The 21749-nt window shown below is 68.8% G+C and carries 21 protein-coding genes; 8 read left to right on the top strand and 13 right to left on the bottom strand.

The annotated features are described in order from the left end of the window. Positions 1-4: 4 nt before the first annotated feature. The 3 genes from OG588_RS31865 to OG588_RS31875 form a co-directional block, all read right to left on the bottom strand. Positions 5-637, bottom strand: coding sequence for a TetR/AcrR family transcriptional regulator (locus OG588_RS31865; RefSeq protein WP_405950265.1), 633 nt, complete (start codon positions 635-637; stop codon positions 5-7). Continuing rightward, the gene (locus tag OG588_RS31870; protein ID WP_405950266.1) at positions 634-2214 is read right to left on the bottom strand and encodes a DHA2 family efflux MFS transporter permease subunit; all 1581 of its coding nucleotides are present in this window, start codon (positions 2212-2214) and stop codon (positions 634-636) included. The genes OG588_RS31865 and OG588_RS31870 overlap by 4 nt, the downstream gene beginning before the upstream one ends. Positions 2215-2359: 145 nt before the next feature. Beyond that, positions 2360-3073, bottom strand: a complete 714-nt coding sequence (locus tag OG588_RS31875; RefSeq protein WP_019055859.1) for a hemolysin III family protein — start codon at positions 3071-3073, stop codon at positions 2360-2362. 329 nt (positions 3074-3402) lie between these two features. Here OG588_RS31875 and OG588_RS31880 point away from each other — a divergent pair, with 329 nt between their 5' ends. The 7 genes from OG588_RS31880 to OG588_RS31910 all read left to right on the top strand — a co-directional run bounded on the left by OG588_RS31880 (position 3403) and on the right by OG588_RS31910 (position 10623). Then, positions 3403-5226, top strand: coding sequence for a phosphoenolpyruvate carboxykinase (GTP) (locus tag OG588_RS31880; protein ID WP_405950267.1), 1824 nt, complete (start codon positions 3403-3405; stop codon positions 5224-5226). A 226-nt stretch (positions 5227-5452) separates the two neighbouring features. Beyond that, complete coding sequence (locus OG588_RS31885) at positions 5453-6436, top strand: serine/threonine-protein kinase (RefSeq protein WP_405950268.1); 984 nt, start codon at positions 5453-5455, stop codon at positions 6434-6436. Next, positions 6423-6884 (top strand): hypothetical protein, encoded by a 462-nt coding sequence (locus tag OG588_RS31890; RefSeq protein WP_019055861.1) that lies wholly within the window; start codon positions 6423-6425, stop codon positions 6882-6884. The genes OG588_RS31885 and OG588_RS31890 overlap by 14 nt, the downstream gene beginning before the upstream one ends. Positions 6885-6964: 80 nt before the next feature. Continuing rightward, positions 6965-7861 (top strand): hypothetical protein, encoded by an 897-nt coding sequence (locus OG588_RS31895; RefSeq protein ID WP_405950269.1) that lies wholly within the window; start codon positions 6965-6967, stop codon positions 7859-7861. Positions 7862-7909: 48 nt separating this feature from the next. After that, entirely contained in the window at positions 7910-8671 is a 762-nt protein-coding gene (locus OG588_RS31900; protein ID WP_405950270.1) for a vWA domain-containing protein, read from the top strand. 3 nt (positions 8672-8674) lie between these two features. Continuing rightward, on the top strand, positions 8675-9466 hold the full coding sequence (locus OG588_RS31905) for a PP2C family serine/threonine-protein phosphatase (protein ID WP_405950271.1): 792 nt from the start codon (positions 8675-8677) through the stop codon (positions 9464-9466). Next, positions 9463-10623: a hypothetical protein gene (locus OG588_RS31910; RefSeq protein WP_405950272.1), complete on the top strand. Its 1161-nt coding sequence runs from the start codon at positions 9463-9465 to the stop codon at positions 10621-10623. The genes OG588_RS31905 and OG588_RS31910 overlap by 4 nt, the downstream gene beginning before the upstream one ends. Here OG588_RS31910 and OG588_RS31915 read toward each other — a convergent pair. From OG588_RS31915 to OG588_RS31950, 8 genes are all read right to left on the bottom strand, one after another. After that, positions 10611-11204 carry a hypothetical protein gene (locus OG588_RS31915; RefSeq protein ID WP_405953260.1) on the bottom strand — a complete coding sequence of 198 codons (594 nt, stop codon included), beginning with the start codon at positions 11202-11204 and terminating at the stop codon, positions 10611-10613. The two genes, OG588_RS31910 and OG588_RS31915, sit on opposite strands and share 13 nt — an antisense overlap. A gap of 7 nt (positions 11205-11211) precedes the next feature. Further along, the gene (locus OG588_RS31920; RefSeq protein ID WP_405950273.1) at positions 11212-12747 is read right to left on the bottom strand and encodes a substrate-binding domain-containing protein; all 1536 of its coding nucleotides are present in this window, start codon (positions 12745-12747) and stop codon (positions 11212-11214) included. Beyond that, the gene (locus OG588_RS31925) at positions 12744-13961 is read right to left on the bottom strand and encodes a toxic anion resistance protein (RefSeq protein WP_405950274.1); all 1218 of its coding nucleotides are present in this window, start codon (positions 13959-13961) and stop codon (positions 12744-12746) included. The genes OG588_RS31920 and OG588_RS31925 overlap by 4 nt, the downstream gene beginning before the upstream one ends. A gap of 18 nt (positions 13962-13979) precedes the next feature. Then, entirely contained in the window at positions 13980-15059 is a 1080-nt protein-coding gene (locus OG588_RS31930; protein ID WP_405950275.1) for a substrate-binding domain-containing protein, read from the bottom strand. Between the two features lie 188 nt (positions 15060-15247). Continuing rightward, positions 15248-15652: a hypothetical protein gene (locus OG588_RS31935; protein ID WP_405950276.1), complete on the bottom strand. Its 405-nt coding sequence runs from the start codon at positions 15650-15652 to the stop codon at positions 15248-15250. A 102-nt stretch (positions 15653-15754) separates the two neighbouring features. Then, the gene (locus tag OG588_RS31940) at positions 15755-16966 is read right to left on the bottom strand and encodes a pyridoxal phosphate-dependent aminotransferase (RefSeq protein ID WP_266861472.1); all 1212 of its coding nucleotides are present in this window, start codon (positions 16964-16966) and stop codon (positions 15755-15757) included. 119 nt (positions 16967-17085) lie between these two features. Beyond that, complete coding sequence (locus tag OG588_RS31945; RefSeq protein ID WP_405950277.1) at positions 17086-17568, bottom strand: hypothetical protein; 483 nt, start codon at positions 17566-17568, stop codon at positions 17086-17088. Beyond that, positions 17555-17788: a hypothetical protein gene (locus OG588_RS31950; protein ID WP_405950278.1), complete on the bottom strand. Its 234-nt coding sequence runs from the start codon at positions 17786-17788 to the stop codon at positions 17555-17557. The genes OG588_RS31945 and OG588_RS31950 overlap by 14 nt, the downstream gene beginning before the upstream one ends. A gap of 59 nt (positions 17789-17847) precedes the next feature. Here OG588_RS31950 and OG588_RS31955 point away from each other — a divergent pair, with 59 nt between their 5' ends. Further along, positions 17848-18684, top strand: a complete 837-nt coding sequence (locus OG588_RS31955; protein ID WP_405950279.1) for a trypsin-like serine peptidase — start codon at positions 17848-17850, stop codon at positions 18682-18684. A gap of 81 nt (positions 18685-18765) precedes the next feature. Here the strand turns inward: OG588_RS31955 and OG588_RS31960 are convergent, their stop codons facing one another. Together OG588_RS31960 and OG588_RS31965 are read right to left on the bottom strand one after the other, a co-directional pair. Continuing rightward, positions 18766-20361: an amidohydrolase family protein gene (locus OG588_RS31960; RefSeq protein WP_405950280.1), complete on the bottom strand. Its 1596-nt coding sequence runs from the start codon at positions 20359-20361 to the stop codon at positions 18766-18768. Positions 20362-20404: 43 nt separating this feature from the next. Then, entirely contained in the window at positions 20405-21682 is a 1278-nt protein-coding gene (locus OG588_RS31965; RefSeq protein ID WP_405950281.1) for an amino acid deaminase, read from the bottom strand. Between the last annotated feature and the right edge of the window lie 67 nt (positions 21683-21749).

Here is a 21749-nt window from a genome sequence, read left to right on the forward strand (position 1 = left end):
GGGTTCACTCGGTGAGCCCGTGCTCCAGCACATTCAGCGTGCGCTCCACCAGCCCCGAGAAGTCGTCCCGGTGGCCGTTCTCCGCCCAGTACAGGGACGTCTCCATGAGGCCGCCGACCAGGGACATGGCGTAGACGCGTACCTCCAGGCTCTCGGGGTCCCGGCCGGTGCGCTCGGCGATGGACTCGCAGAGCATGTTGCCGGTGACCGACATGCTCTCCATCATGCGTGAGCGCACCGCCGGGACCTGGACCATCAGATGGGTCCGGAGCCGGGAGGTCTCCTCGTCCTCGTTCATGCCGTACTTGATGGCCTTCAGCATCACGTACCGCAGGGTGACCATCCACGGCTCGTCGACGGGCCGGGCCCGCAGCTCATCCATGATGATCGGGTCGAACTCGTCCGTGATGACGATGTCTTCCTTGGTGGGGAAGTAGCGGAAGACCGTCGACGGCGACACCTCGGCGCGCTCGGCGATCTGCTCGATCGTGGTCGCGTCGTACCCCTGTTCCTTGACCAGTGCGTACGTCGCGGTGCGGATCGCCTCGCGGGTCTTGATCTTCTTGCGCTCGCGGAGGCCCAGTTGAGGGCGTTCGGCGGGGCTGAAGGGGGAGGGTGTTGCCGTCATGCTGCTCATTGTCCGGCATCCGCCAGAGCGATGGCCACGGCAGTGGCCGGGTCTTCCTCGGCCTCCTCCTTCTTGGTGGGCGCGGCCGGGGTGTTCGGCAGGAACGCCGCCGACAGCAGGGCGGTGACGAGGGCCGCGACGCCGCACACCAGCAGGACCAGGCCCATGCCGTGGACGTAGGCGCTGTTCGCGGAGGAGATGAGGTCCGTCGAGCCCGCCTTCTGCGCGACCATGTGTGCCGCTATGACCGATTCCCCGGCCGTGTCGGCCGCCTTCGCGGGCAGCCCGGTGACGTCGAGGCGGTCGCGGAAGGTGCTCGCGAGCAGGCTGCCCAGCAGGGCGATGCCGATCGCGGCGCCGACCTGGCGCATGGTCATGAGGAGCCCGGCGCCGCTGCCGGCCCGGTCGCGGGGCAGCGCACCCAGCGCGCCGTCCATCGCGGGGACGATCGAGAAGCCGAAGCCGAACCCGGTGATGGACAGCCACAGCGCGGTGAAGCCGTAGCCGGAGTCGACCGTCGTACGGCTGCCGAGCAGCGCGGCGAAGGCCAGGACCACCAGGCCCGCGCAGACCACGGCACGGGAGCCGAACTTGTTGACGAGCGGTTGCGCGGCCCGGGCCGCGATGATCAGGCCGCCCATCATCGGCAGCAGCCGGACGCCGGTGCCGAGCGCGTCGTTGCCGAGGACCGCCTGGAGGTACTGCGGCAGCACGAACAGCAGGCCGGACAGGACGAACATGACCAAGGTCGCCGCGATCGAGCTGAACAGGAAGCCGCGGTGGCTGAGCAGGGTCATGTCGAGCATGGGGCGTTCCATGCGCCGCTCGCGCAGCACCAGCGCGGCCAGCAGAATCGCGGATCCGATGAGCATGCCCACGATCAGCGGGTCGCCCCAACCGCGGCTGGGCGCCTCGATGATCGCGTAGATGAGGGCGCCGAGGCCGGCCGCCGTGAACGCCGTGGAGAGGGTGTCGACCCTGGGGGAGGCGGGGTCCTTGGTCTCGGGCAGCAGGAAGACGCAGGCCGCTATGCCGATCGCGGCCATCGGGATGTTGACCAGGAAGACCGAGCCCCACCAGAAGTGGTTGAGCAGCCAGCCGCCGATGATCGGGCCGAGCGGCAGGCCGAGCGAGGAGGCCGCGGAGATGACGCCGACGGCTTTGGTGCGCTCGTCGGGGCCGAAGAGGGAGGGCAGCACGGACAGGGCGAGCGGGGTGACCAGGGCCGCGCCGACGCCCATCACCGTGCGGGCCGCGATGACCCAGTTCACGTCACCGGCCAGGGCGCCGGCCACGGAACCGGCGAGGAAGATGCCGAGCCCCGCGATCAGCATGCGGCGCCGTCCGAAGCGGTCGCCGAGCAGGCCCGCGGGGAGCATCAGGGCCGCGAAGACGATGACGTACGAGTCCGCCATCCACTGTTGCTGACCGGTGGTGGCGCCCAGCTCACCGGCCATCGTGGGCAGCGCCACGTTGAGGATCGTCGTGTCGAAGCCGAGCGTGAGCATGCTCGCGACCAGGGCCCCGAGGGCCCACCAGCGGCGCGGGTCGCGTCGCACGTCGTTGGGTTGAGTGACAGTAGCCATGAAATGAGAGTAGCTCTCAAAAGATGGTTGCTGTCAACCGGGATCTGATGTCAAAACATGGCGATCGGGCGGCCGGCAGGCGAACGGGCATGAAAAATGGCCACGGCTCGAAAGCCGTGGCCATGAGGAGAAGGTGTCTCGGGTGCTATCCGTGCTGGTACGCCACCAGGGAGATCCCCACGTAGTGCACCAGGAACGCCGCCACCGTGAGGGAGTGGAAGACCTCGTGGAAGCCGAACCAGCGCGGTGACGGATTTGGCCGCTTGATGCCGTAGATCACCCCGCCCGCGCTGTAGAGCAGTCCGCCGACGACCACCAGGACCAGGACGGCGATGCCGCCCGCGCGCATGAAGTCGGGCAGGAAGAAGACGGCCGCCCAGCCCATCGCGATGTAGCAGGGGGTGTAGAGCCAGCGCGGTGCGCCGACCCAGAAGACACGGAAGGCGATGCCCGCCGCCGCGGCGGCCCAGATGCTCCACAGCAGCCATTCGCCCTTGGCGCCCGGCAGCAGCAGCATCGTCAGGGGCGTGTACGTGCCCGCGATGATCAGGAAGATGTTGGCGTGGTCGAGTCTGCGCAGGACACCGTCCATGCGCGGGCTCCAGTCGCCCCGGTGGTACAGCGCGCTGACTCCGAAGAGCAGGCAGGCCGTCAGGGCGAAGATCCCGCAGGCGATGCGGGCCCGGGGGGTCTCGGCGAGAGCGGTGAGCACCAGGCCCGAGATGAGGACGGCCGGGAACATGCCGAGGTGCAGCCAGCCGCGCAGCTTCGGTTTCACGTGGTCGGGAATCGAGAGCGCGGAGGGACCGTGGCCGTCTGTCGGCGTGTCCGTGGGCGCGTCGGGGACGGACGCAGTCATGCGCTCAATCGTACCTACGGAACCGTAAGTTACGTGTCAGTGCGGCGAGATGAGGGGTCAGAAGTGGCCACTCTCTCATGCGTTGCCGACGCCCGGGTACCCGGGGTGAAGCGGTGGTGACGCACGGAAAACATGTCGGCGAGTTCCAGATGAGTGGCGATCCTCACGTCGCTCGTATGTGAGGCCCTCTGGACATATGGGCGGACCCGTCGGATGATCAAATGAGTGCGGTCGGCACCGGATGAGCGCCAAGATCGACCATCGTGAAGCATCCGGGTCGCGGCCCCCACGGGGCAACAAGGACAAAATCCCTCACCATAGGAGCAATCGTGGCGCGCGACATCGCGGCTCCCCCCGTCATTCCAACCGAGCACAAAGAACTGGTCTCGTGGGTGAACGAGATCGCCGAACTGACCCAGCCGGACAGCGTGGTCTGGTGTGACGGATCAGAAGCGGAGTACGAGCGGCTCAGCGAGGAGCTCGTCCAAAAGGGCACCTTCAAGAAGCTCGACCCGATCAAGCGCCCGAACTCGTACTACGCCGCCTCCGACCCGACCGATGTCGCCCGGGTCGAGGACAGGACGTTCATCTGCTCCGAGCAGGAGCAGGACGCGGGGCCGACGAACCACTGGAAGGCTCCCGCTGAGATGCGGGCCATCTTCGCGGGAGAAAAGGGCATCTTCCGCGGCTCCATGAAGGGCCGGACGATGTACGTCGTCCCGTTCTGCATGGGCCCCCTCGGTTCGGACCTCTCCGCGATCGGCGTCGAGATCACCGACTCCGCCTATGTCGCCGTCTCCATGCGCACCATGACCCGTATGGGACAGCCCGTCCTCGACGAACTCGGTACCGACGGCTTCTTCGTGCGTGCTGTGCACACGCTCGGAGCGCCGCTGGCCGAGGGCGAGGCGGACGTGCCGTGGCCGTGCAACTCCACCAAGTACATCTCGCACTTCCCCGAGAGCCGCGAGATCTGGTCCTACGGCTCCGGCTACGGCGGCAACGCCCTGCTGGGCAAGAAGTGCTACGCCCTGCGCATCGCCTCCGTGATGGCGCGGGACGAGGGCTGGCTCGCCGAGCACATGCTCATCCTGAAGCTGACCCCGCCGCAGGGAGAGTCCAAGTACGTGGCGGCGGCCTTCCCTTCGGCCTGCGGCAAGACCAACCTCGCCATGCTGGAGCCCACCATCTCCGGCTGGACCGTCGAGACCATCGGTGACGACATCGCCTGGATGCGGTTCGGGGAGGACGGCCGGCTCTACGCGATCAACCCCGAGGCCGGTTTCTTCGGCGTCGCGCCCGGCACCGGTGAGCACACCAACGCCAATGCGATGAAGACGCTGTGGGGCAACTCCGTCTTCACCAACGTGGCGTTGACCGACGACAACGACATCTGGTGGGAGGGCATGACGGAGGAGACTCCGGCCCACCTCACGGACTGGAAGGGCAACTCCTGGACGCCTGAGTCCACTTCGCCCGCCGCCCACCCCAACGCCCGCTTCACCGTGCCCGCCGCGCAGTGCCCGATCATCGCGCCCGAGTGGGAGGACCCCAAGGGCGTGCCGATCTCGGCGATCCTGTTCGGCGGCCGGCGAGCCTCGGCCGTACCGCTGGTGACGGAGTCCTTCGACTGGAACCACGGTGTCTTCCTCGGCGCCAACGTGGCCTCCGAGAAGACCGCCGCCGCCGAGGGCAAGGTCGGCGAGCTGCGCCGCGACCCCTTCGCCATGCTGCCGTTCTGCGGCTACAACATGGGTGACTACATGGGCCATTGGGTCGATGTGGCCAAGGGCCGCGACCAGGCGACGCTGCCGAAGATCTACTACGTGAACTGGTTCCGCAAGAACGACGCGGGCAAGTTCGTGTGGCCCGGCTTCGGCGAGAACAGCCGGGTCCTGAAGTGGATCGTGGAACGCCTCGACGGCAAGGCCGAGGGCGTCGAGACCCCGATCGGCGTACTGCCGGCCAAGGGTGCCCTCGACACCAAGGGGCTCCAACTCTCCGAGTCCGACCTGGACTTCCTGCTCACCGTCGACAAGGACGTGTGGCGCGAAGAGGCCGCCCTGGTCCCCGACCACCTCAACACCTTCGGCGACCACACGCCGAAGGAACTGTGGGACGAGTACCGCGCGCTGGTGGAGCGCCTGGGCTGAACCTCGTGGCACCCGTCCCGTCTCGTCCCGTCAGCGGGCCGGGGTAGGGGTGGGTAGTTGAAAAAGTGTGACACTTTCGCGAGAAGTGTCACACTTTTCAACTAAGGTGCCCCGCCCGCGCCGGATGCGCGCCCTGGCCGCCATTTCGCTCATCTCCCCGCCCGAGAAGGGATTTCGGGGGACACTCGGGACAACCTGCAACGAACCCCGAAGCGAGGTGAGCGGGGTGCGCACACCGGTCAGCGATCCCCTGAGCGTGGGGCCGTACCGGATCACCGGGCGGCTCGGCTCCGGCGGGATGGGCTGGGTGTATCTCGGCCGTTCACCGGCCGGCCGCGAGGTGGCGGTGAAGGTCGTACGGCCCGAACTGGCCGCGGAGCGCGAGTTCCGCGAGCGCTTCGCCCGCGAGGTCGCCGCCGCCCGGCTGGTCAGCGGCGCCTATACGGCGGCCGTGGTCGACGCCGACACCGAGGCCGAACTCCCTTGGCTGGCAACGATGTACGTGCCCGGCCCCTCCCTCGCCGAGGCCGTTCGTGCCGACGGTCCACTGCCCGAGGCGCAGGTCCGCAGGCTCGGCGCGTTCCTCGTCGAGGCGTTGCAGGCGATCCACGCAGCCAACCTGGTCCACCGCGACCTCAAACCGGCCAACGTACTGCTCGCCTCGGACGGCCCCCGCGTCATCGACTTCGGCATCTCCCGCGTCGAGGGCGCCCCGAGCCTCACCCGGGCCGGGATCGTCGTCGGGACCCCGCCGTTCATGTCGCCGGAGCAGATGACGGCAGGTCGGATCGGCCCGCCCAGCGATGTGTTCTCCCTCGCCGGTGTCCTGGTGTACGCGCTGACCGGCCGCCCGCCGTTCGGCGCGGGGGAGGCGGTGAGCCTGCGGGTCGTACACCGCCCACCCGAACTCGACGGCGTACCAGCGGGTCTACGGCCGCTGCTCGCGCGCTGTCTGGCCAAGCGACCCGAGGACCGGCCCCAACTCGATCTGCTGCTCGGTGAGTTGCTCGCGCAGCCGCGTGCCGGGGTGTGGCCGCCGCCCGCCGTCGCCCGCACGATCGAGGTCCGCCGCAGTGAACTGGCGGCCCGGCGCGGGGGCGGTACCAGCCTGCCGGTGCCGTCCTGTCTGCTGCTGCACGCGCAGGCACTGCTGGACGCGGGACTCACCGACGACATGGTCACGCGGGCGGTGGTCCGTGGCGACGCCTGAGGCCTCCCTCCCGCCCGGCCGGGACTACGACATCGGCTCGTCCTGGCGGCAGTTGACGCACACCTGGGGCGCCCGCCGGAATTACCACGTCGAGAGCGAGGTCGATTCCCTCTCCCTGCAATTCGATCTAGAGGCGTCCGGGCGTACGCTCACCGTGCGTTTCATGACCACGAAAAGACTCCTTGTCGCCTTTGTCACCGACGGTCATTCTCTGCGCAAGGATCAATTGGCGATCGCCGCCGCCGCGTCGAACGCGTGGAACACCGAACAGCTGAATCCCATGCTCTCGGTCTGGGACGTACGCGGACCGAGACCGTGCCTCGCCGGGGTCTGCGACCTCCCGCTGACCTGCCGGATCTCCCAGGCCGACTTCGATGTTCTGGCCAGTGATTGGGTGGAACGGGCGCGACAGATGTTCACCCGTTGCCATCAGGTTTTCCAGCTGTAGAAATGAATTGAGCATTCTCAGTCAACCCCTTTCGGCCACCCGCCTGTTGGCTCCACTATGGGCGCCAACGGGGGGTCGTCATGAGACATACGTTGTTCACTGCCCTGCTGTTCGGCTTGTTGATCGCGGTGATTCCGACGGGGGCGGCGGCCGCGGCGCGCGCGGACTGCGGCAAGAACTTTCCGACGCGGCTGGGCTGTTGGCAGGACGCGCTGGACGACGGGGCCGTGGTCACGGTCACGCTGAACAAGCCGCTGGGCTTCGACGCCGGCCAGAAGGGCGGCCAGGCCGCCGTCCGCCGGGACCTCAAGAACCTTCGGGTCCAGGTACCGGCCGGTGTCCACACCGGCCAGGGCGGCAGCGCGCTGATCGTCCTGGCCGGCCAGGCGCTGGTCGACCGGGACGCCCGGATCGACCGCCTGGATGACAGGACACTGGCCGAACTCCCCACCTGTGACGGCGACTTGTGCAAGGCGCTCAAGAAGTCCTCGCTCACCGGCGGCCAACTGATCGACAAGAAGGTGGGCGTCGCCGAACTCGGCGGACACAAGTCCACGGACCACACGCGAGTCCTGCAACTCGCCCTGACCGCCGTACTCCTCCTCCTGCTCCTCGCCCTCGTCCTCGCCGTCCGCCGCTCCCGCACCCCGGCGACGGAGGTCTCCTCCGAGGAGACCAGCGCCGAGACCACCGCCCGACTACGGCCCGTCCCACCCGCACCGGCCCCCGTCTCCTACGGCCGCCAGGTCGGCCCCCGCCCCGGCCCGTCCCGAACGGCCGTCGTCCGTACGGCACTTCACCCGCAGGGCTACGTCGAACTCGATCACGTCCTGTACCGCGCGGTGTGGGCCGAACCGGACCGGACCCCGCCCGTGCCCGGCGCGTACGTCGAGGTCACCGACGCCCACGAACCCGACTCCGACGTCCTGTACGCCTTCCCGCCCGCCGCCCGGCATCACGCGCGCGGCGGTTCGTGACCTCCCAACTGCTCGTCCCCGTACCGCTCGTGCCACCAGGAGACGCCCATGCACAGCGAATACCCGCCCACGATGCCGGCGGAGTACGCCGACATCGAGTTCGAGAACAACGCGCAACGGCTGCCGCTCGTGCTGTGCCTCGACACGTCGAGTTCCATGGCGGGCGCGCCGATTCAGTCGCTCAACGACGCGCTCGCCGAGTGGACCCGGGAACTTCACGACGACGTCTCCCTCAGCTACAGCGTCGAGGTCGCCGTGATCACCTTCGGCGGCCGGGGCGTCGGCGCCTGGCGCGGTCCCCAACTCCTCGACCCGCGTGCCCCGTTGAACCCCTTCGTCCCCGCGCACGCCTTCCAGGCGCCCCGGTTCACCGCGTCCGGCGTGACCCTCATGACCGAGGCGCTGGAACTGGCCATGCATGTCGTCGCGGCCCGCAAGGCGGAGCTGCGCGCCTCCGGACTCCAGTACTACCGCCCGCAGATCTGCCTGGTCACCGACGGCCTCCCCACCGACACCACCGGCCACCTGACCGACTCCTGGCACCGGTTGCTGCCCGTCCTCGCCGAGGAGCAACAGGCCCGCCGCTTCCGGCTCTACGCGATCGGCGTCGGCGGTATCACGGACCGGGGCGAGCAGGTGTTGCAGGCCTTCGCGCCGAAGTTCAACGCGCGCATCCAGGGCTTCCCGTTCCGTGAGCTGCTCCAGATGATGTCGGCCAGCGCGAACGCCGAGCAGAAGGGCGCGGGCGACGAGGTCTTCGAGAAGATCTTCAGCCAGTTCAAGACGCAGCGCCCGGCCTGGGAGAGCTGAGCGGTGGCCGACTCGCCCTGGCGCATCCACGGCCTCAGCGTCGAGGGCTACCGGCACCGCCGTACCGGCACGCCCTGCCAGGACGCCTGCACCTACACGGCCTCGGCATCCGTGTCGGTCCTCGCCGTCGCGGACGGCGCGGGCAGCCGCCCGCACTCCGACCAAGGGGCCCTGCACGCCGTCGAGTTGGCGGCCGAGCACTTCCGCCGCCGGGCGGCCGCCGCGTCCGGCTGCCCGCCGGGGGAGGAGGTCCACGAGCTGCTCGCGGAGGCCTTCGACGACGTCAGCAAGATCTTCCTGGACACCTACGGCAGCACGGCCCCCGACTACGCGACGACCCTCACCGTCGTGGTCCTCACGCCCGGGTGGCTGGGCCATCTCAGCGTCGGTGACGGCTTCGTCGTGGTGCGCGCCGGAACGGAGGACGGGGAACGGCAGTTCCACCTCCTCCCGCAGCCGCCCGCCGTCAGCGAGTACAGCAACGAGACCGTCTTCCTCACCTCGCCCGACGCACCCCGCCGACTGCGCACCGACTGCGTGGCGGACCCGCGCGTGGACGGCGTCCTGCTCTCCACCGACGGCCTCGCACAGGCCGCCCTCTCCCTCTCCGGCGGCGGCCCGCCCCAGCCCAACACCTCTTTCGTGGAAGCGGTGTTGGGCTCCCTCGACACCCCGGGACCGGTGACCGACACAGCGCACGAGAGCCTCGCCGCCCTCCTCAGGTCGGACCGGCTGACCAGCCTCAACGCCGACGACAAGACCCTCCTGCGAGCCGTGCGCGCGGTGACCCCGTGACCGGCCGCACGGTCCACCTGGACGGCAAGCCCGTCACCCTCGCCGAACTCCCGCTCAAGGGCGGTGGCCAGGCGGCCGTCTTCCCCGTCGAGGGCGACGACACGATCGTCGTCAAGCTCTACCGCGACCGCCCCGGCCCGGACTTGGAGCGCCGCCTCACCCGCATGCTCACCATGTCACCCCTGTCCGCCCGCCCCACCGACGCCAACCAGCCCCCCGAACTCGCCTGGCCCACCGCCATGGCCCGCAGCCCCGAGGGCGAGTTCCTCGGCTACGCCATGCGCCGCTTCGGCGAACCCCAACACGTCCAGCTGGTGGGCCTGTTCACCCGCGTCCAGCGCCTGCGCCTGTTCGGCGACCGCGCGGACTGGCGCTTCCTGCTCGGCGTCGCCTGGAACCTCGCCTTCATGACGGCCCGCATGCACTACGACCACCTCGTCATCGGCGACTTCTCCAGCAGCAACGTCGTCGTGGACGCCAACGGCTTCGTCACGTTCCTCGACTGCGACTCCATCGCCTTCACCGACCCGGTCACCGCCGAGCCCTTCCCGTGCCTGATGCACACCACCGACTACTCCTCACCGGAACGCCAGTCGGGCGCCGCGGCCACCGAGGAGAGCGACAACTTCGCGCTGGCGGTGCTCATTTACCAGCTCCTCACCGCCGGCAACCACCCCTTCGGCGGCGTCCCGCACGACAGCACCCCCGAGTCGACGGTCAAGGACAACATCGCCGCGAGCGTCTCTTACGTCGTCCGCCCCGAGGCGGTCGTCATCCCACGCGGCACCGTGGACCCCTCGGTCCTGCCGCCCGGCCTCCTCACCCTGGCCCACACGGCGTTCGGCGCGGGCGTCCACGCCCCCTCCGCCCGCCCCACCCCGGAGGTCTGGCTACGCGCCCTCGACCAGGAACGCTCCCGCGTCCAGCTCTGCCGGGCCCGCCCCCTGCACGCCTACGGCTCCCACCTCCCGACCTGCCCGTGGTGCACGCGGGCGGAGGTGACGGGACACGACGCGTTCAACCTGCCGGTACGGCCGACGATCCCGGCGCCTCCCGCAACCCCACAGGCGCAGGAGGACCGCTTCGGCCTCCTGAAAGTGCTCGGCGTACTGCTCCTGGTCGTCCTGGTCCTGATCGTGCTGGGTCACCTGTCCTGAGAACGCCCGCGCTCCTCCAGGAACCGGGTGTGCGTCTCCTGCCGCCGCTCCTCGGCCTCGCGAAGTCCCCTCGCCAACCCCCGCGCCTCCTCCTGAAGCACCGTCAACTGCCGTTCCAGATGCCGCTCGGGGGGCTCGGCACCCGGCGCCAACCGCGTCCACCACCGCGTCCGTACGAACGTGTCGACCGCCTCCGGTACGTCTTGCCGGATCGCCCGCGACAGGATGTGCACGCCCTCCGGATCCTGCGCGAGGTCATGCGTGACCTGCGGATCGAGGAGCCCGGCGAGGAGCTGGGTCAGCTCGGTGAGCCGACCGGCGGCGGCAGGCGGCAACTCGACGTCCACCAGATAACCGCCGAGCTTCTCGAAGTCGTCCCGCAGTTCCTCCAGTTGGGCGGACGGGTCCGGGAAGTCGGGCAGCGGCGGCCGCTCCGGCGGTGCGATCAGCGCACCGGCGCCGTACAGCCCCACGACCACGACCGGCCAGTACGGCCCCGCCACCCCCACGAACGTCAGCACCAGCCCGAGGAGTCCGCACGCGCTGCCGGTGAGGTTCTTGCGGGACTCCAAGTAGCCCAGGAACTTACTACTGGTAGCCACGGATCTCCTCGAAGGCGCCGTCCAGCGAGCCCTGTTGGGCGTCGAAGAGCCGGCCGCCGGTCAGGTCGGCGATGTGCTGGAGCTCCGTCTTGTCCGAATCGCCGAAGAGGATGGGAAAGACGGGTATCTCCCGCTGAGTGGCGGGGAGTTGCCGGTAGAAGCCGTCGAAGTCCTTCGCCTTGGCGCCGGTCGTGTTCTCGCCGTCGGTCATCAGCACGATCGAGGTGAACGTGTCGCCGCCGGTGCCGAGATGCTCGTACGCCTTCTCCAGCGAGGTGTAGATGGCGGTGTTCCCGTCGGCGCTGAGCGCCTTGGTGTCCGCGCGGATGGCATCGAGCCCGGCCTGCGGATCACTCGGACTCACCACATGCGTCTTCACGCTCTTCACGCCCGACCCGAACGGCATCAGCGTGACCTCCTCGCGCTGCCGGAAGTCGCCGGTCAGATCGGTGAGCGCCTTCTTCAGCCGGGACAGCCGGTCGCCGTCCATCGAGCCCGAGGTGTCGAGGACGTACACGGTCCGCGAGGGCCGGCGCAGCTTGTTCTCGTACGAGTCGAGGAGCCCGTCGGCGACGGACTGGCTGCCGGGGAACGGGAGTTCACGCCGTCGGCTGGTGTCCAGGCCGGACGCGGGCGGCACGGAGGGGACGACCGGGCGGCGGTGCGTGCGGGTGGTGATGAGCCGCTGGAGGGCGTCCGTGCGCAGGTCCGCCGTCACGCGCCGGACGTTCTCGCGGGTCGTGGCGTCCGTCGAGGCGAGGGAGGTCAACGGGTAGTCGGCGGTGACGACTCCGTCGCTCGGGCGGATCACCGTCAGGCCCGGGACGCTCTTGAGGACGGACTCGTAGTTGAGCAACGCGTCGACGTTGCCGCGGCGTTGATAGGCGGTCGCCAGCCAGCCCGAGGAACCTGAGGTCAGCTTCTGCCCCTTGAAAAACTGCTTCAGCCGGGGAGTCGCCTTGGTGACGTCCGCGTCGGTGAGCGCCGACTGGGCGCCGGAGAGGGCGGAGGCGACCGAGATGAGGGTCGAGAAACCGGAGTTGGAACGCGCCGGGTCCGTCATGCCGTAGGTCAACTTGCCGTCCTGGACGGCCTGTTCGATCTGCGACCAGGTGACTTTGTCCGGCGTCCAGCCCAGTGCCGTGACGGTGGCCGTCTTCACACCGATCGCGACCGGGCTGGACATGATCGGGGTCTCGGACACGACCTTCTTCGCCGCGTCGGGCCGTAGCCGCAGATAGTCGTTCGACGACAGCCACAGCGCGTCGTACTGACCGTCTACCTTGCCCTTCGCCAACAGGTCCACGGCATCCAGGGTGCCCATGTAGGTGGGGCGGATGGTGATGCCGGTGTCCTTGCGGACCTGGTCGAACACCGGGGTCATGTCGCTGAGTTCGCTGGAGGCGAGGACGCGGAGGGTTCCGGGCTTGGGGGCGTTGTCGGTCGCGGGTTGCTCGGGCTGCGAGGTGCACGCGGTCAACAGGGCGGCTGTGCTCACTGCGAGGGCGAGAAGGCGTCTCATCCGAGCCCACCCTCCAGCGCGCTCTGCGACCGGCTGCGCTCCAAGTACGTGCCGGCGTTCTGCAGTTCGGAGGTCAGGGACTCCACGGTCGCGGCCATCACCTCGGTCGCCTGGACCTTGTAGGTGTCGATCGCGTCGAGGGTGCGGTAGATCTGCTGGAAGGCCGTGCGGAGCGTCTCCGCGCCCACCGCCGGGTCGGCCGCGATGCGTTGGATCTCGCCGCTCTGGGTGGAGAGCATCTCCGCGTTGCCCCGGATGAGGTCCTCGGTCGTACCGCGCAGGGCGTTGACCTGGTCGACGACCTTGCGCTGGTTGTCGAGCGCGGAGGCGAGCATGACCGAGATCCGGAGGGCGGAAACGGTGGTCGTGGCCGCCCGATCCACACCCTTGATCAGCTCGTCGTTGTTGCGCCGTACGACATCCATCGCCAAGTAGCCCTGCGCGCACACCGCGAGCTGGGTCAGCAGGTCCTGGTGCTTCTGCCGGACCGGGAAGAGGACGTCCGCGCGCAGGGTGTCGGCCTGGCTCGGGTCGGCCGACTCGACGCCGGAGATGTGCTGCTCGACGGCCGTGTCGAGGGCCTGGGTGAGGACGACGTACTCCTGCAACTTGCCCATGGTCTCCCAGAGGCGGACCCGCTCGGTCTGCAACGCGGCGCTGTCGCGCCGGAGTTCGTCCTGGCCGCCGCGGAGCGAGCCCACGATCTTGTTGAGAGTCCCCTGCGCGGAGGCGTACTTGGCGACGTGGTCACGCAGCTTGTTGCCGCCGGGGAGCCGGGACAGGAACTTCCGCCCCTTGGAGGCGGACAGATCACGCGGGTCCAAGTCCTCGACCACGCGCCGGAGTTCGACGAGCGACCCGGCGACCTGTGACTGTGCGTCCCCGCCCTTGGACGGCAGACTCCGCACCGTCCGCTCCAGCATCCGGTTGGACTGCGCGGTGGCGGTACGCATCTCACCGGCGCCGAGCGCGCTGATCTCCCCGACCTTGCCCGCGAATTCGGGCGAGCGGGCGTCGAGAGAGGCGAGCCCTTCGACGTAGGCGGCGGCCTTGCGAACCATGTCCGTACGGACGTTGTCGTCGACGGGCACGAGCCCGCCGGCCCTCTCCTTCGGAACGGGCTTCACGGCCTCCGGCGGGGTGAGAGTGAAGACGTCGTCACCGCTGAGAGTGTGTTCACTGCTGTTCTGACTGGTGTTGAAGCTGCTGCTCATATTGATTGGTCCCCCCGTTCAACCGCGCGCCCGGCGCGCCATGTCGTGCAGCACCGTCGAGGTGGGCACGGGCGCCTGCCGGACGCCGGTCAGCGTCTGGTTGAGATAGCTGGAGTGGCCGGCGGTGGCCGCGACGAACTCGGCGGTGTCCCCCTGCGGCCGGAACCCGTGCCGTACGGCGAGCTTGCGCAACGCCGGGTCGCTGCTGAGGAGTTGACCGAGTTCACGGCCCTCCGGAGTGAGCGGTACGACGGTGTGGTCGCTGTTGGCCGTGGTGTCCGGGTAGAGCACGACGAGGTCGCCGACCGGCTGCTTGTCGAGGAGCAGCGAGGCCACCTGGGACTCGTACACGAGGACCAGCGGATTGCCGGCGCCGCTGATGAAGTCCCTGAACGGCGCGTCGGAGCTGGACTGTTGGGCACCCTGCACGCTGATCAGCTGGTGCATCAGAGGAGCGGTGCGGTCGACATCGGCGCTACTGGCCGCCACCCGCCCGCCGTTGGCGACGTAGGAGGCGGCGGCGAGATACAGAGCACCGGAGTTGGAGGTCTCGGGGTCGGTGGTGGCGATGTAGAGGGTGCCGGTCAACTCCCCGTGTTTCGAGGCCCCCTTGAGCTGCTGCCAGGTCCGATCGCCCTTGGCCGCATCGAGATAGGCAGCCATCTTCAGCGTGCCGCGATCCTTGCTGCTGTCCAGCGTGGCGAGCCCGTTGTCCGCGAGGACCTGGGCGGCGCTGCGGTGGGCCACGACGACGAGCGGCGAGTAGAAGGGCCGTGGCAAGGGCTGTTGGACCTTGTACTTGGCGGCGAGCGCGTCGGCCGGCGCCTGACTGGAAGGGAAGGCGAAGTCGTACCCCTTGAGGTTGAGCCCCTCCATGGCCCAGGACCCGGAGGTCTCCGTCTTCACGGTGAAGCCCTTGGCGGCGAGGGCCTTCACCACATCGGGATCGGCGAAGAAGTCCGCCTTCTCCGAACCGATCACACCACGCACGGTCTTCGTTGCCGTGCCCTTGTCCCCGTTGTCCCGGCCCGCTACGACGGCTGCCACCACTCCGCCGATCAGCAACACCGCGAGGACGATTCCTGCGATACGTCTCACGAGAGGCAGCGTGCTCGCGGAACCCAACATTCCCCGAGGAAAGGGATGAACGGGAGGTGTCGGCCGGGTCCCGGATCAACACGGTTCAGAGAAGCGTCCCTTTAGGGGCGCGGGGAACTGCGCGACAAGCCACGACGGGCGCGCACCCGCAAGAACACAGAACCCCTACGGCGAATAGGCACCGCAGTTCAGGCGACCACAGTCACCGCATGCGCATCCATCCGCTCGGCAGACAAAATCGCCGCCGCAGTATCCGCACGCGACGCCGCAACAACCAACGCCCGCCCGGCAAGCGCGTGCGCCTTCAAGTGCAGCGCATCCAGACGGGACGTAGAAGCGGCCGCAGCCGACGCCCGGCTCGGCGAGGCGCCCCCACGCAACCGAGTGAGCTGACCGGCAAGCCGCTCCGCAGCCACATCCAGCTCGTCGGAAGGCTCCAGCGCCCGCAGTTCATCGGTCACCGCAAGCAGCGCAGCGAGATGCCCCGCGAGCTGAATGTCCAGTTCCTCCTCGCGCGACCGGTGCGGAAAGTCGGAGGAAGGGGTGCGGGCCATCGTGCTGTGGACCGACTTCGTGCGGATCGGTTCGTACATGGCATGGTCTCCTGTGCTCAGACAGGAAACCATCCTAGCTTAGATCTCGTCTAAAGTTGTGCTGGCCGAAAATTTGGCCGGAAGAAACCTGATCGAAGATGTTTACGGCTGGCTGTACCCGTCCAGGAAGTTCCCGATCCGCGTCACCGCGTCCCGCAGATCCCCGACCGACGGCAGCGTCACGACCCGGAAGTGATCGGGCTCGGACCAGTTGAACCCCGTGCCGTGGACGACCATGATCTTCTCCTGGCGCAGCAGATCGAGGACCAGCTGCCGGTCGTCCTTGACCTTGAAGACCTGCGGATCCAGCCGCGGGAACAGATACAGCGCCCCCTTCGGCTTCACGCAGGTCACACCCGGGATCTGGGTCAACAGCTCGTACGCGACATCCCGCTGCTCTTTCAGCCGCCCACCCGGAAGCACCAGGTCGTTGATGGTCTGCCGCCCGCTGAGCGCGGCGACGACCCCGTGCTGACCGGGCATGTTCGCGCAGAGCCGCATATTGGCCAGGATCGTCAGACCCTCGATGTAGGAGTCGGCGTGCGCGCGCGGCCCGGAGATCGACATCCACCCGACCCGGTATCCGGCCACCCGGTACGCCTTCGACATGCCGTTGAAGGTGAGGGTGAGCAGGTCCGGGGCGACCTTCGCGGTCGGGGTGTGCGTGGCGCCGTCGTAGAGGATCTTGTCGTAGATCTCGTCGGAGCAGACGAGGAGGTTGTGGCGGCGGGCGATGTCGGTGAGGCCCTTGATCATCTCCTCGTCGTACACCGCGCCGGTCGGGTTGTTCGGGTTGATGATGACGATCGCCTTGGTGCGGTCGGAGACCTTGCGCTCCACGTCGGCGAGGTCGGGCATCCAGTCGGACTGCTCGTCGCAGCGGTAGTGCACGGCGGTGCCGCCGGAGAGCGAGACGGCGGCGGTCCACAGCGGGTAGTCCGGCGACGGCACGAGGACCTCGTCGCCGTCGTCGAGCAGCCCCTGCATCGCCATGACGATCAGCTCGGAGACGCCGTTGCCGATGAAGACGTGCTCTACGTCCGTCTCGATGCCCAGGGTCTGGTTGTGCATGACCACCGCGCGCCGGGCGGCCAGCAGCCCCTTGGCGTCGCCGTACCCGTGCGCCGACGACACGTTCCGGAGGATGTCCTCCAGGATCTCGGGCGGACACTCGAACCCGAACGCGGCCGGGTTCCCGGTGTTCAGCTTCAGGATGCGGTGGCCTGCCGCCTCCAGACGCATCGCCTCTTCGAGAACCGGGCCCCGGATCTCGTAACAGACGTTGGAGAGCTTGGTCGACTGGATCACCTGCATGTCGGTGAGCTTACGGCGGGGTAACGAGACTTGGCTCGTGCTTTCCGCCACATGAGACGCGCCGGTTTCGACTGTTATCGCCGGGTGTCGTTCGGGAGCCCGGGTGGGACTGACGTCGATCAGCGGGTGGGGAAGGAGGCCAGGGCGAGATCCCACTGGTCGGCTGCGTGGAGAAGCGCGGCTGGGTCCACGCGCAGATTCACGAAGTACTGGTAGATGTCCACTCGGTGATCTCCCTGCCGCCAGGGGGGAGCCGCCTCCAGGGAGAGGTGCACGCGGACCACTGCCCCGGCCTCGCTCCGGTCGGCGAGGCTGAAGGCCAGGACCGGCTCGTTGAACCACGTGTCCGGGGACACGTAGCCCTCGGCGTCGGGTCGGGTGACGGCCACTGTCCCCTGGGCCGCTCCCCGTAGCCAGCCGGCGATCTCGCGGGCCTCGTGGGTCAGCAGAGACGGGTCGGCGAAGGACCATCCGCCCTCGGGCGTAGTCACCTTGCCGCCGACGACGAGCCAGTTGTCGTCGTAGCGGTTGCCTCGGGTCGCGGCGAACTGATAGCGCAGCGGGCGGAGTTCGACGCTGTTTACGTGGTCACTCAAAAGCACCGCGCCAGGATGTCACGACCCTTGACGCGTTCCGTGGCGCGCGGATGATCAGGGCGCCGCTGTGGCAGGCGTCGTGACGCTCAACCGGCGCCCTGATCGCGACCGACAGCAGGATGCTGTGCCACGGCATCGACATCGACAGCGCATGCGTGGAAATCCGCCAACCCCCGTCCTGAAACCGCTCCTTGCCCCCACCCCCCTCAACGATCACAATGCCCATGACAAAAAGACGGCGGCCGGAAGATCTCCGGTCGCCTCGTCATAAGAGGGGACCCCCACATGAACAAGCCTCTCCTTGCCGCGCTCTCCACCCTGGCGATAGCCGGGGCGGGCGTGACACCCGCGGTCGCGGCGCCCCAAGCCGCTCCCCAGGCGGCGGCCGTGACCGTCGACTTCGCCGGCATCGTCTCGCTCAGCAACTGCTCCGGCTCGGTCATCCGCTTCCCGAACTCGACCGACACCGCTCCGGCGTTGGTCATGACCAACGGCCACTGCCTGGAGACCGGATTCCCGGAGCCCGGTGAGGTCATCACCGGCCAGTCCTCCAGCCGTACCTTCGGGCTGCTGAACTCGGCCGGCACCAAGGTCGCCACGCTCCGCGCCAACCAGGTCGTCTACTCGACGATGACCGACACGGACGTGACGATCTACCGCACCACCACCACGTACGCGGCGATCAAGAGCGCGTACGGCATCAGCCCGCTCACCGTGAGCGCCACGCACCCGACCGCCGGCACCGCCATCAAGGTCGTCTCCGGCTACTGGAAGACGATCTACAGCTGCAGCATCGACGGGTTCGTGTACCGGCTGAAGGAGGGCGACTGGACCTGGAAGGACTCGGTCCGTTACACCTCCGCCTGCAACACCATCGGCGGCACCTCGGGCTCCCCGGTCATCGACACCAGCACCGGCCAGGTCGTCGCCGTGAACAACACGGGCAACGAGGACGGCGAGACCTGCACCGAGAACAACCCGTGCGAGGTCTCCGAGAACGGCACGGTGACCGTCCGCGAGGGCATCAACTACGCCGAGGAGACCTACAACATCCCGGCCTGCTTCACCTCGGCCAACGTGCTCGCCCTCAGCGCGTCCACCTGCACGCTGCCCAAGCCGTAGCGCTCCGCTGGGTGAGCCGTCTTCGTCTGCGGGTGCGTCGTGGCTGGTCGCGCAGTTCCCCGCGCCCCTAAAAGCACGGCGTTATGGCGCCCGGCGTACTGATCTGCCCGCCAGCTCGTCCGTTCGGCGGCCGTCTTCCATCACGAAGCGGCCGTCGACCAACACATGCGGGATGCCGGTCGGCAGTCTGCGCGGCTCCTCGAACGTCGAACCCGCCGCCACCGTCTGCGGGTTGAAGAGGACGAGGTCCGCGCGGTAGCCCTCCTTGACCAGGCCACGGTCGGGCAGGCGCAGGCGCGCCGCCGGGCGGGACGTCAGGTGCGCCACGCACTCCTCCAGGGACAGCACGCCCAACTCCCTTGTGTACCGGCCCAGATACTCCGGGAACGTGCCGTACGCCCGCGGATGCGGCTTCGCGCCCTGGAGGATGCCGTCCGAGCCGCCGGTGTGGACGCGGTGCCGCATGATCTGCCGGACGTTCTCCTCGTGGCCCACGTGCTGGAGGATCGACGGGGCGAGCCGGTCGGCGAGGAGCAGGTGACGGGCCGTTGTCCAGTTGTCGAGGCGGCGGCCCACGTACTCCGCCAGCGCCGGATCCGTGACCCCCGAGATCTCGATCGTGTCCCACTCCATCGGCACCCCGTGACAGCCGTCCGAGCCGATCACCTCCAGGTGGTGGCGGATACGGTCGGCGGTCTCGTCGTCCGCCAGCCGCCGCAGGATCTCCTCCGGGCCGCCCTCGCTCGCCCAACTCGGCAGCATCGCCACGAGAGTTGTGCAGCCGGGCGTGTAGGGGTAGGTGTCCAGGCTGATGTCCGCGCCGGCCGTCAGCGCCTCGTCCAGGAGGGTCAGCAACTCCGGTGCCCGGCCCTCGTTCACGCCGAAGTTCATGGTGGCGTGGGCGAGGTGGAGGGAGCAGCCTGCTTCCCTCGTCAGTTCCACCATCTCCCTGTACGCCTCCAGCGCGCCCGCGCCGTACGAGCGGTGGTGCGGGCAGTAGTAGCCGCCGTACGACGCCACCACCCGGCAGAGCTCGGTGAGTTCGGCGTCCTTTGCGTACATGCCGGGCGTGTAGGTGAGCCCGGACGACATGCCGACCGCGCCCTGTTCCATGCCCTCGGCGACCAACTGCCGCATCCGGTCCAGCTCTTGGGGCGTCGCCTCCCGGTCCTCCCAGCCGACGGCGAGCATCCGGACCGTGCCCTGCGGGATCAAGTAGGCCGCGTTGACTGCGATGCCGCGGCCCTCGAAAGCAGAGTCCAGTCGGTCCAAGTACTCGCCCACCGACCGCCAGTCGAAGTCGATGTCGTCGCCGTACCCGTTCCACCCGGTGATCGTCGACCGCACCTCGGCGAGTGTGCGGTCGTCGACGGGGGCGTACGACAGCCCGTCCTGGCCGATGACTTCGAGGGTCACCCCCTGCGCGGCCTTGGCGCTGTGGTCCGGGTCGCGGAGCAACGCCAGGTCGCTGTGGGCGTGCATGTCGATGAAGCCGGGGGAGAGGGTCAGGCCCTCCGCGTCCAACTCCCGCCGTGCCTTGGGGCGTTGACAGCCCGCCGCCGCGGCCTCCTGCACGATCGAGACGATCCGGCCGCCGTCCACGACCACATCGGCGCGGTACGACGGGCCGCCGCTGCCGTCGACGACGTCCGCGTCCCGGATGACCAGCTCTTCCATGCCCATGCCTCCAGCGGGGTCCGATACGGCCTCTGTGCGGCCTCTAGAAGAACGTGCGGATGTAGTCGACGACCGTCCCGTCCGCCTCCGCCACCGGAATCAACTGCCACTTGTCGAAGGACGTACAGGGGTGGGACAGCCCCATCCCGACCCAGTCCCCGACCTCCAGATCTGCCTCGGGCGTCGTCCGCAGCCAGGCGTGCTGGTCGGAGAGGCCGCTGACCTCGACGCCGGTCGCCGGGCGCTCGGTGCCGTCCCTGCGGACCACCTGGGCGAAGGGGAGGTCCAGGTCGTAGGCCGCGTCCCGCTTGCCCGCGTTGGCGAAGGCCTGTTCGGGGGAGGGGCGGGAGACGACCTGCGCCCAGAGCCGGAACGCGGGCTCCAGAGCGCCCTCTTCGGGGATGCGGGTGAAGGGGGTGATCTCGCGGTAGTGGCCGTCGTCGTGCGAGACGTAGGCGCCCGAGCGCAGCAACTTCAGTGCGGGCAGCGAGAGTTCGGGCAGCTCGGCGAAGACATCGGCCACCGCGTCGAACCACGCGCTGCCACCCGCGCTGACCACGATCTCGTCAACTCCCTGAAAACGCCCGCCCTTGTCGAACTCCACGGCCAGGTACACGAGTCGCCGCAACCACGCGTGCACCCGCTCCGGATCCGCCTCCGGCACCTCCCCCTCGTACCCGGCGACCCCCACCAACCGCAGTGTCCCCACGGCGGCCACCGCGTCCGCGACCGCCGCGCACTCCGCCTCCGTGCGCACGCCGGTGCGGGCGCCCTCGCCGGCGGCCAGTTCGACGACGACGTCCAGCGGGCGGGCGGCGCCGCGCAGGGCGGCGTCCATCAACTCGACCCCGCGCACGGAGTCGACGTAGCAGATGAAGCGGAAGTCCTCGTCGGTGTCGAGCTCGGAGGAGATCCACTTCAGGGCGGACGGGTCGACGAGTTCGTTCGCGAGGAAGATGCGGTCGATGCCGAACTGCCTTGCCACGCGCACCTGGTGGGGGACCGCGAGGGTGATGCCCCAGGCGCCGTGGGCGAGTTGGCGGTGGAAGAGCTGGGGGGCCATGGAGGTCTTGCCGTGCGGGGCGAAGGCGAGGCCGTGGCGGGTCGCGTAGGTCTCCATGAGGCGGAGGTTGTGGTCCAGGCGCTCGGCGGAGAGGGCGAGGACGGGGGTGGTGAAGCCGTCGGTGAAGAGGTTGCGGCGCTGGGCCGACAACTCGGCGACCGTGACGCCGTCCGCGTCCGGGGGGAGGCCCTTGAAACGGTGGTCGACGCGTTCCCCGGCGAGCCGGGCGAGCGCTTCGGTACCGGTGTCGCGGACCATGGGGCCTCCCTGAGCTGGAGTGTTGCAATCTCTGCAACCTTCATTGCGTATATCGCTTACCGCTGTC

It is taken from the genome of Streptomyces prunicolor (assembly GCF_045162825.1).
GTDB lineage: Bacteria > Actinomycetota > Actinomycetes > Streptomycetales > Streptomycetaceae > Streptomyces > Streptomyces prunicolor.

Excerpts from the sequence above, each read along its gene's own strand:
- OG588_RS31865 (WP_405950265.1), bottom strand. The coding sequence starts at position 637 with ATGAGCAGCATGACGGCAACACCCTCCCCCTTCAGCCCCGCCGAACGC.
- OG588_RS31870 (WP_405950266.1), bottom strand. The coding sequence starts at position 2,214 with ATGGCTACTGTCACTCAACCCAACGACGTGCGACGCGACCCGCGCCGC.
- OG588_RS31875 (WP_019055859.1), bottom strand. The coding sequence starts at position 3,073 with ATGACTGCGTCCGTCCCCGACGCGCCCACGGACACGCCGACAGACGGC.
- OG588_RS31895 (WP_405950269.1), top strand. The coding sequence starts at position 6,965 with ATGAGACATACGTTGTTCACTGCCCTGCTGTTCGGCTTGTTGATCGCG.
- OG588_RS31900 (WP_405950270.1), top strand. The coding sequence starts at position 7,910 with ATGCACAGCGAATACCCGCCCACGATGCCGGCGGAGTACGCCGACATC.
- OG588_RS31920 (WP_405950273.1), bottom strand. The coding sequence starts at position 12,747 with ATGAGACGCCTTCTCGCCCTCGCAGTGAGCACAGCCGCCCTGTTGACC.
- OG588_RS31925 (WP_405950274.1), bottom strand. The coding sequence starts at position 13,961 with ATGAGCAGCAGCTTCAACACCAGTCAGAACAGCAGTGAACACACTCTC.
- OG588_RS31935 (WP_405950276.1), bottom strand. The coding sequence starts at position 15,652 with ATGTACGAACCGATCCGCACGAAGTCGGTCCACAGCACGATGGCCCGC.
- OG588_RS31940 (WP_266861472.1), bottom strand. The coding sequence starts at position 16,966 with ATGCAGGTGATCCAGTCGACCAAGCTCTCCAACGTCTGTTACGAGATC.
- OG588_RS31950 (WP_405950278.1), bottom strand. The coding sequence starts at position 17,788 with ATGGGCATTGTGATCGTTGAGGGGGGTGGGGGCAAGGAGCGGTTTCAG.
- OG588_RS31955 (WP_405950279.1), top strand. The coding sequence starts at position 17,848 with ATGAACAAGCCTCTCCTTGCCGCGCTCTCCACCCTGGCGATAGCCGGG.
- OG588_RS31960 (WP_405950280.1), bottom strand. The coding sequence starts at position 20,361 with ATGGAAGAGCTGGTCATCCGGGACGCGGACGTCGTCGACGGCAGCGGC.
- OG588_RS31965 (WP_405950281.1), bottom strand. The coding sequence starts at position 21,682 with ATGGTCCGCGACACCGGTACCGAAGCGCTCGCCCGGCTCGCCGGGGAA.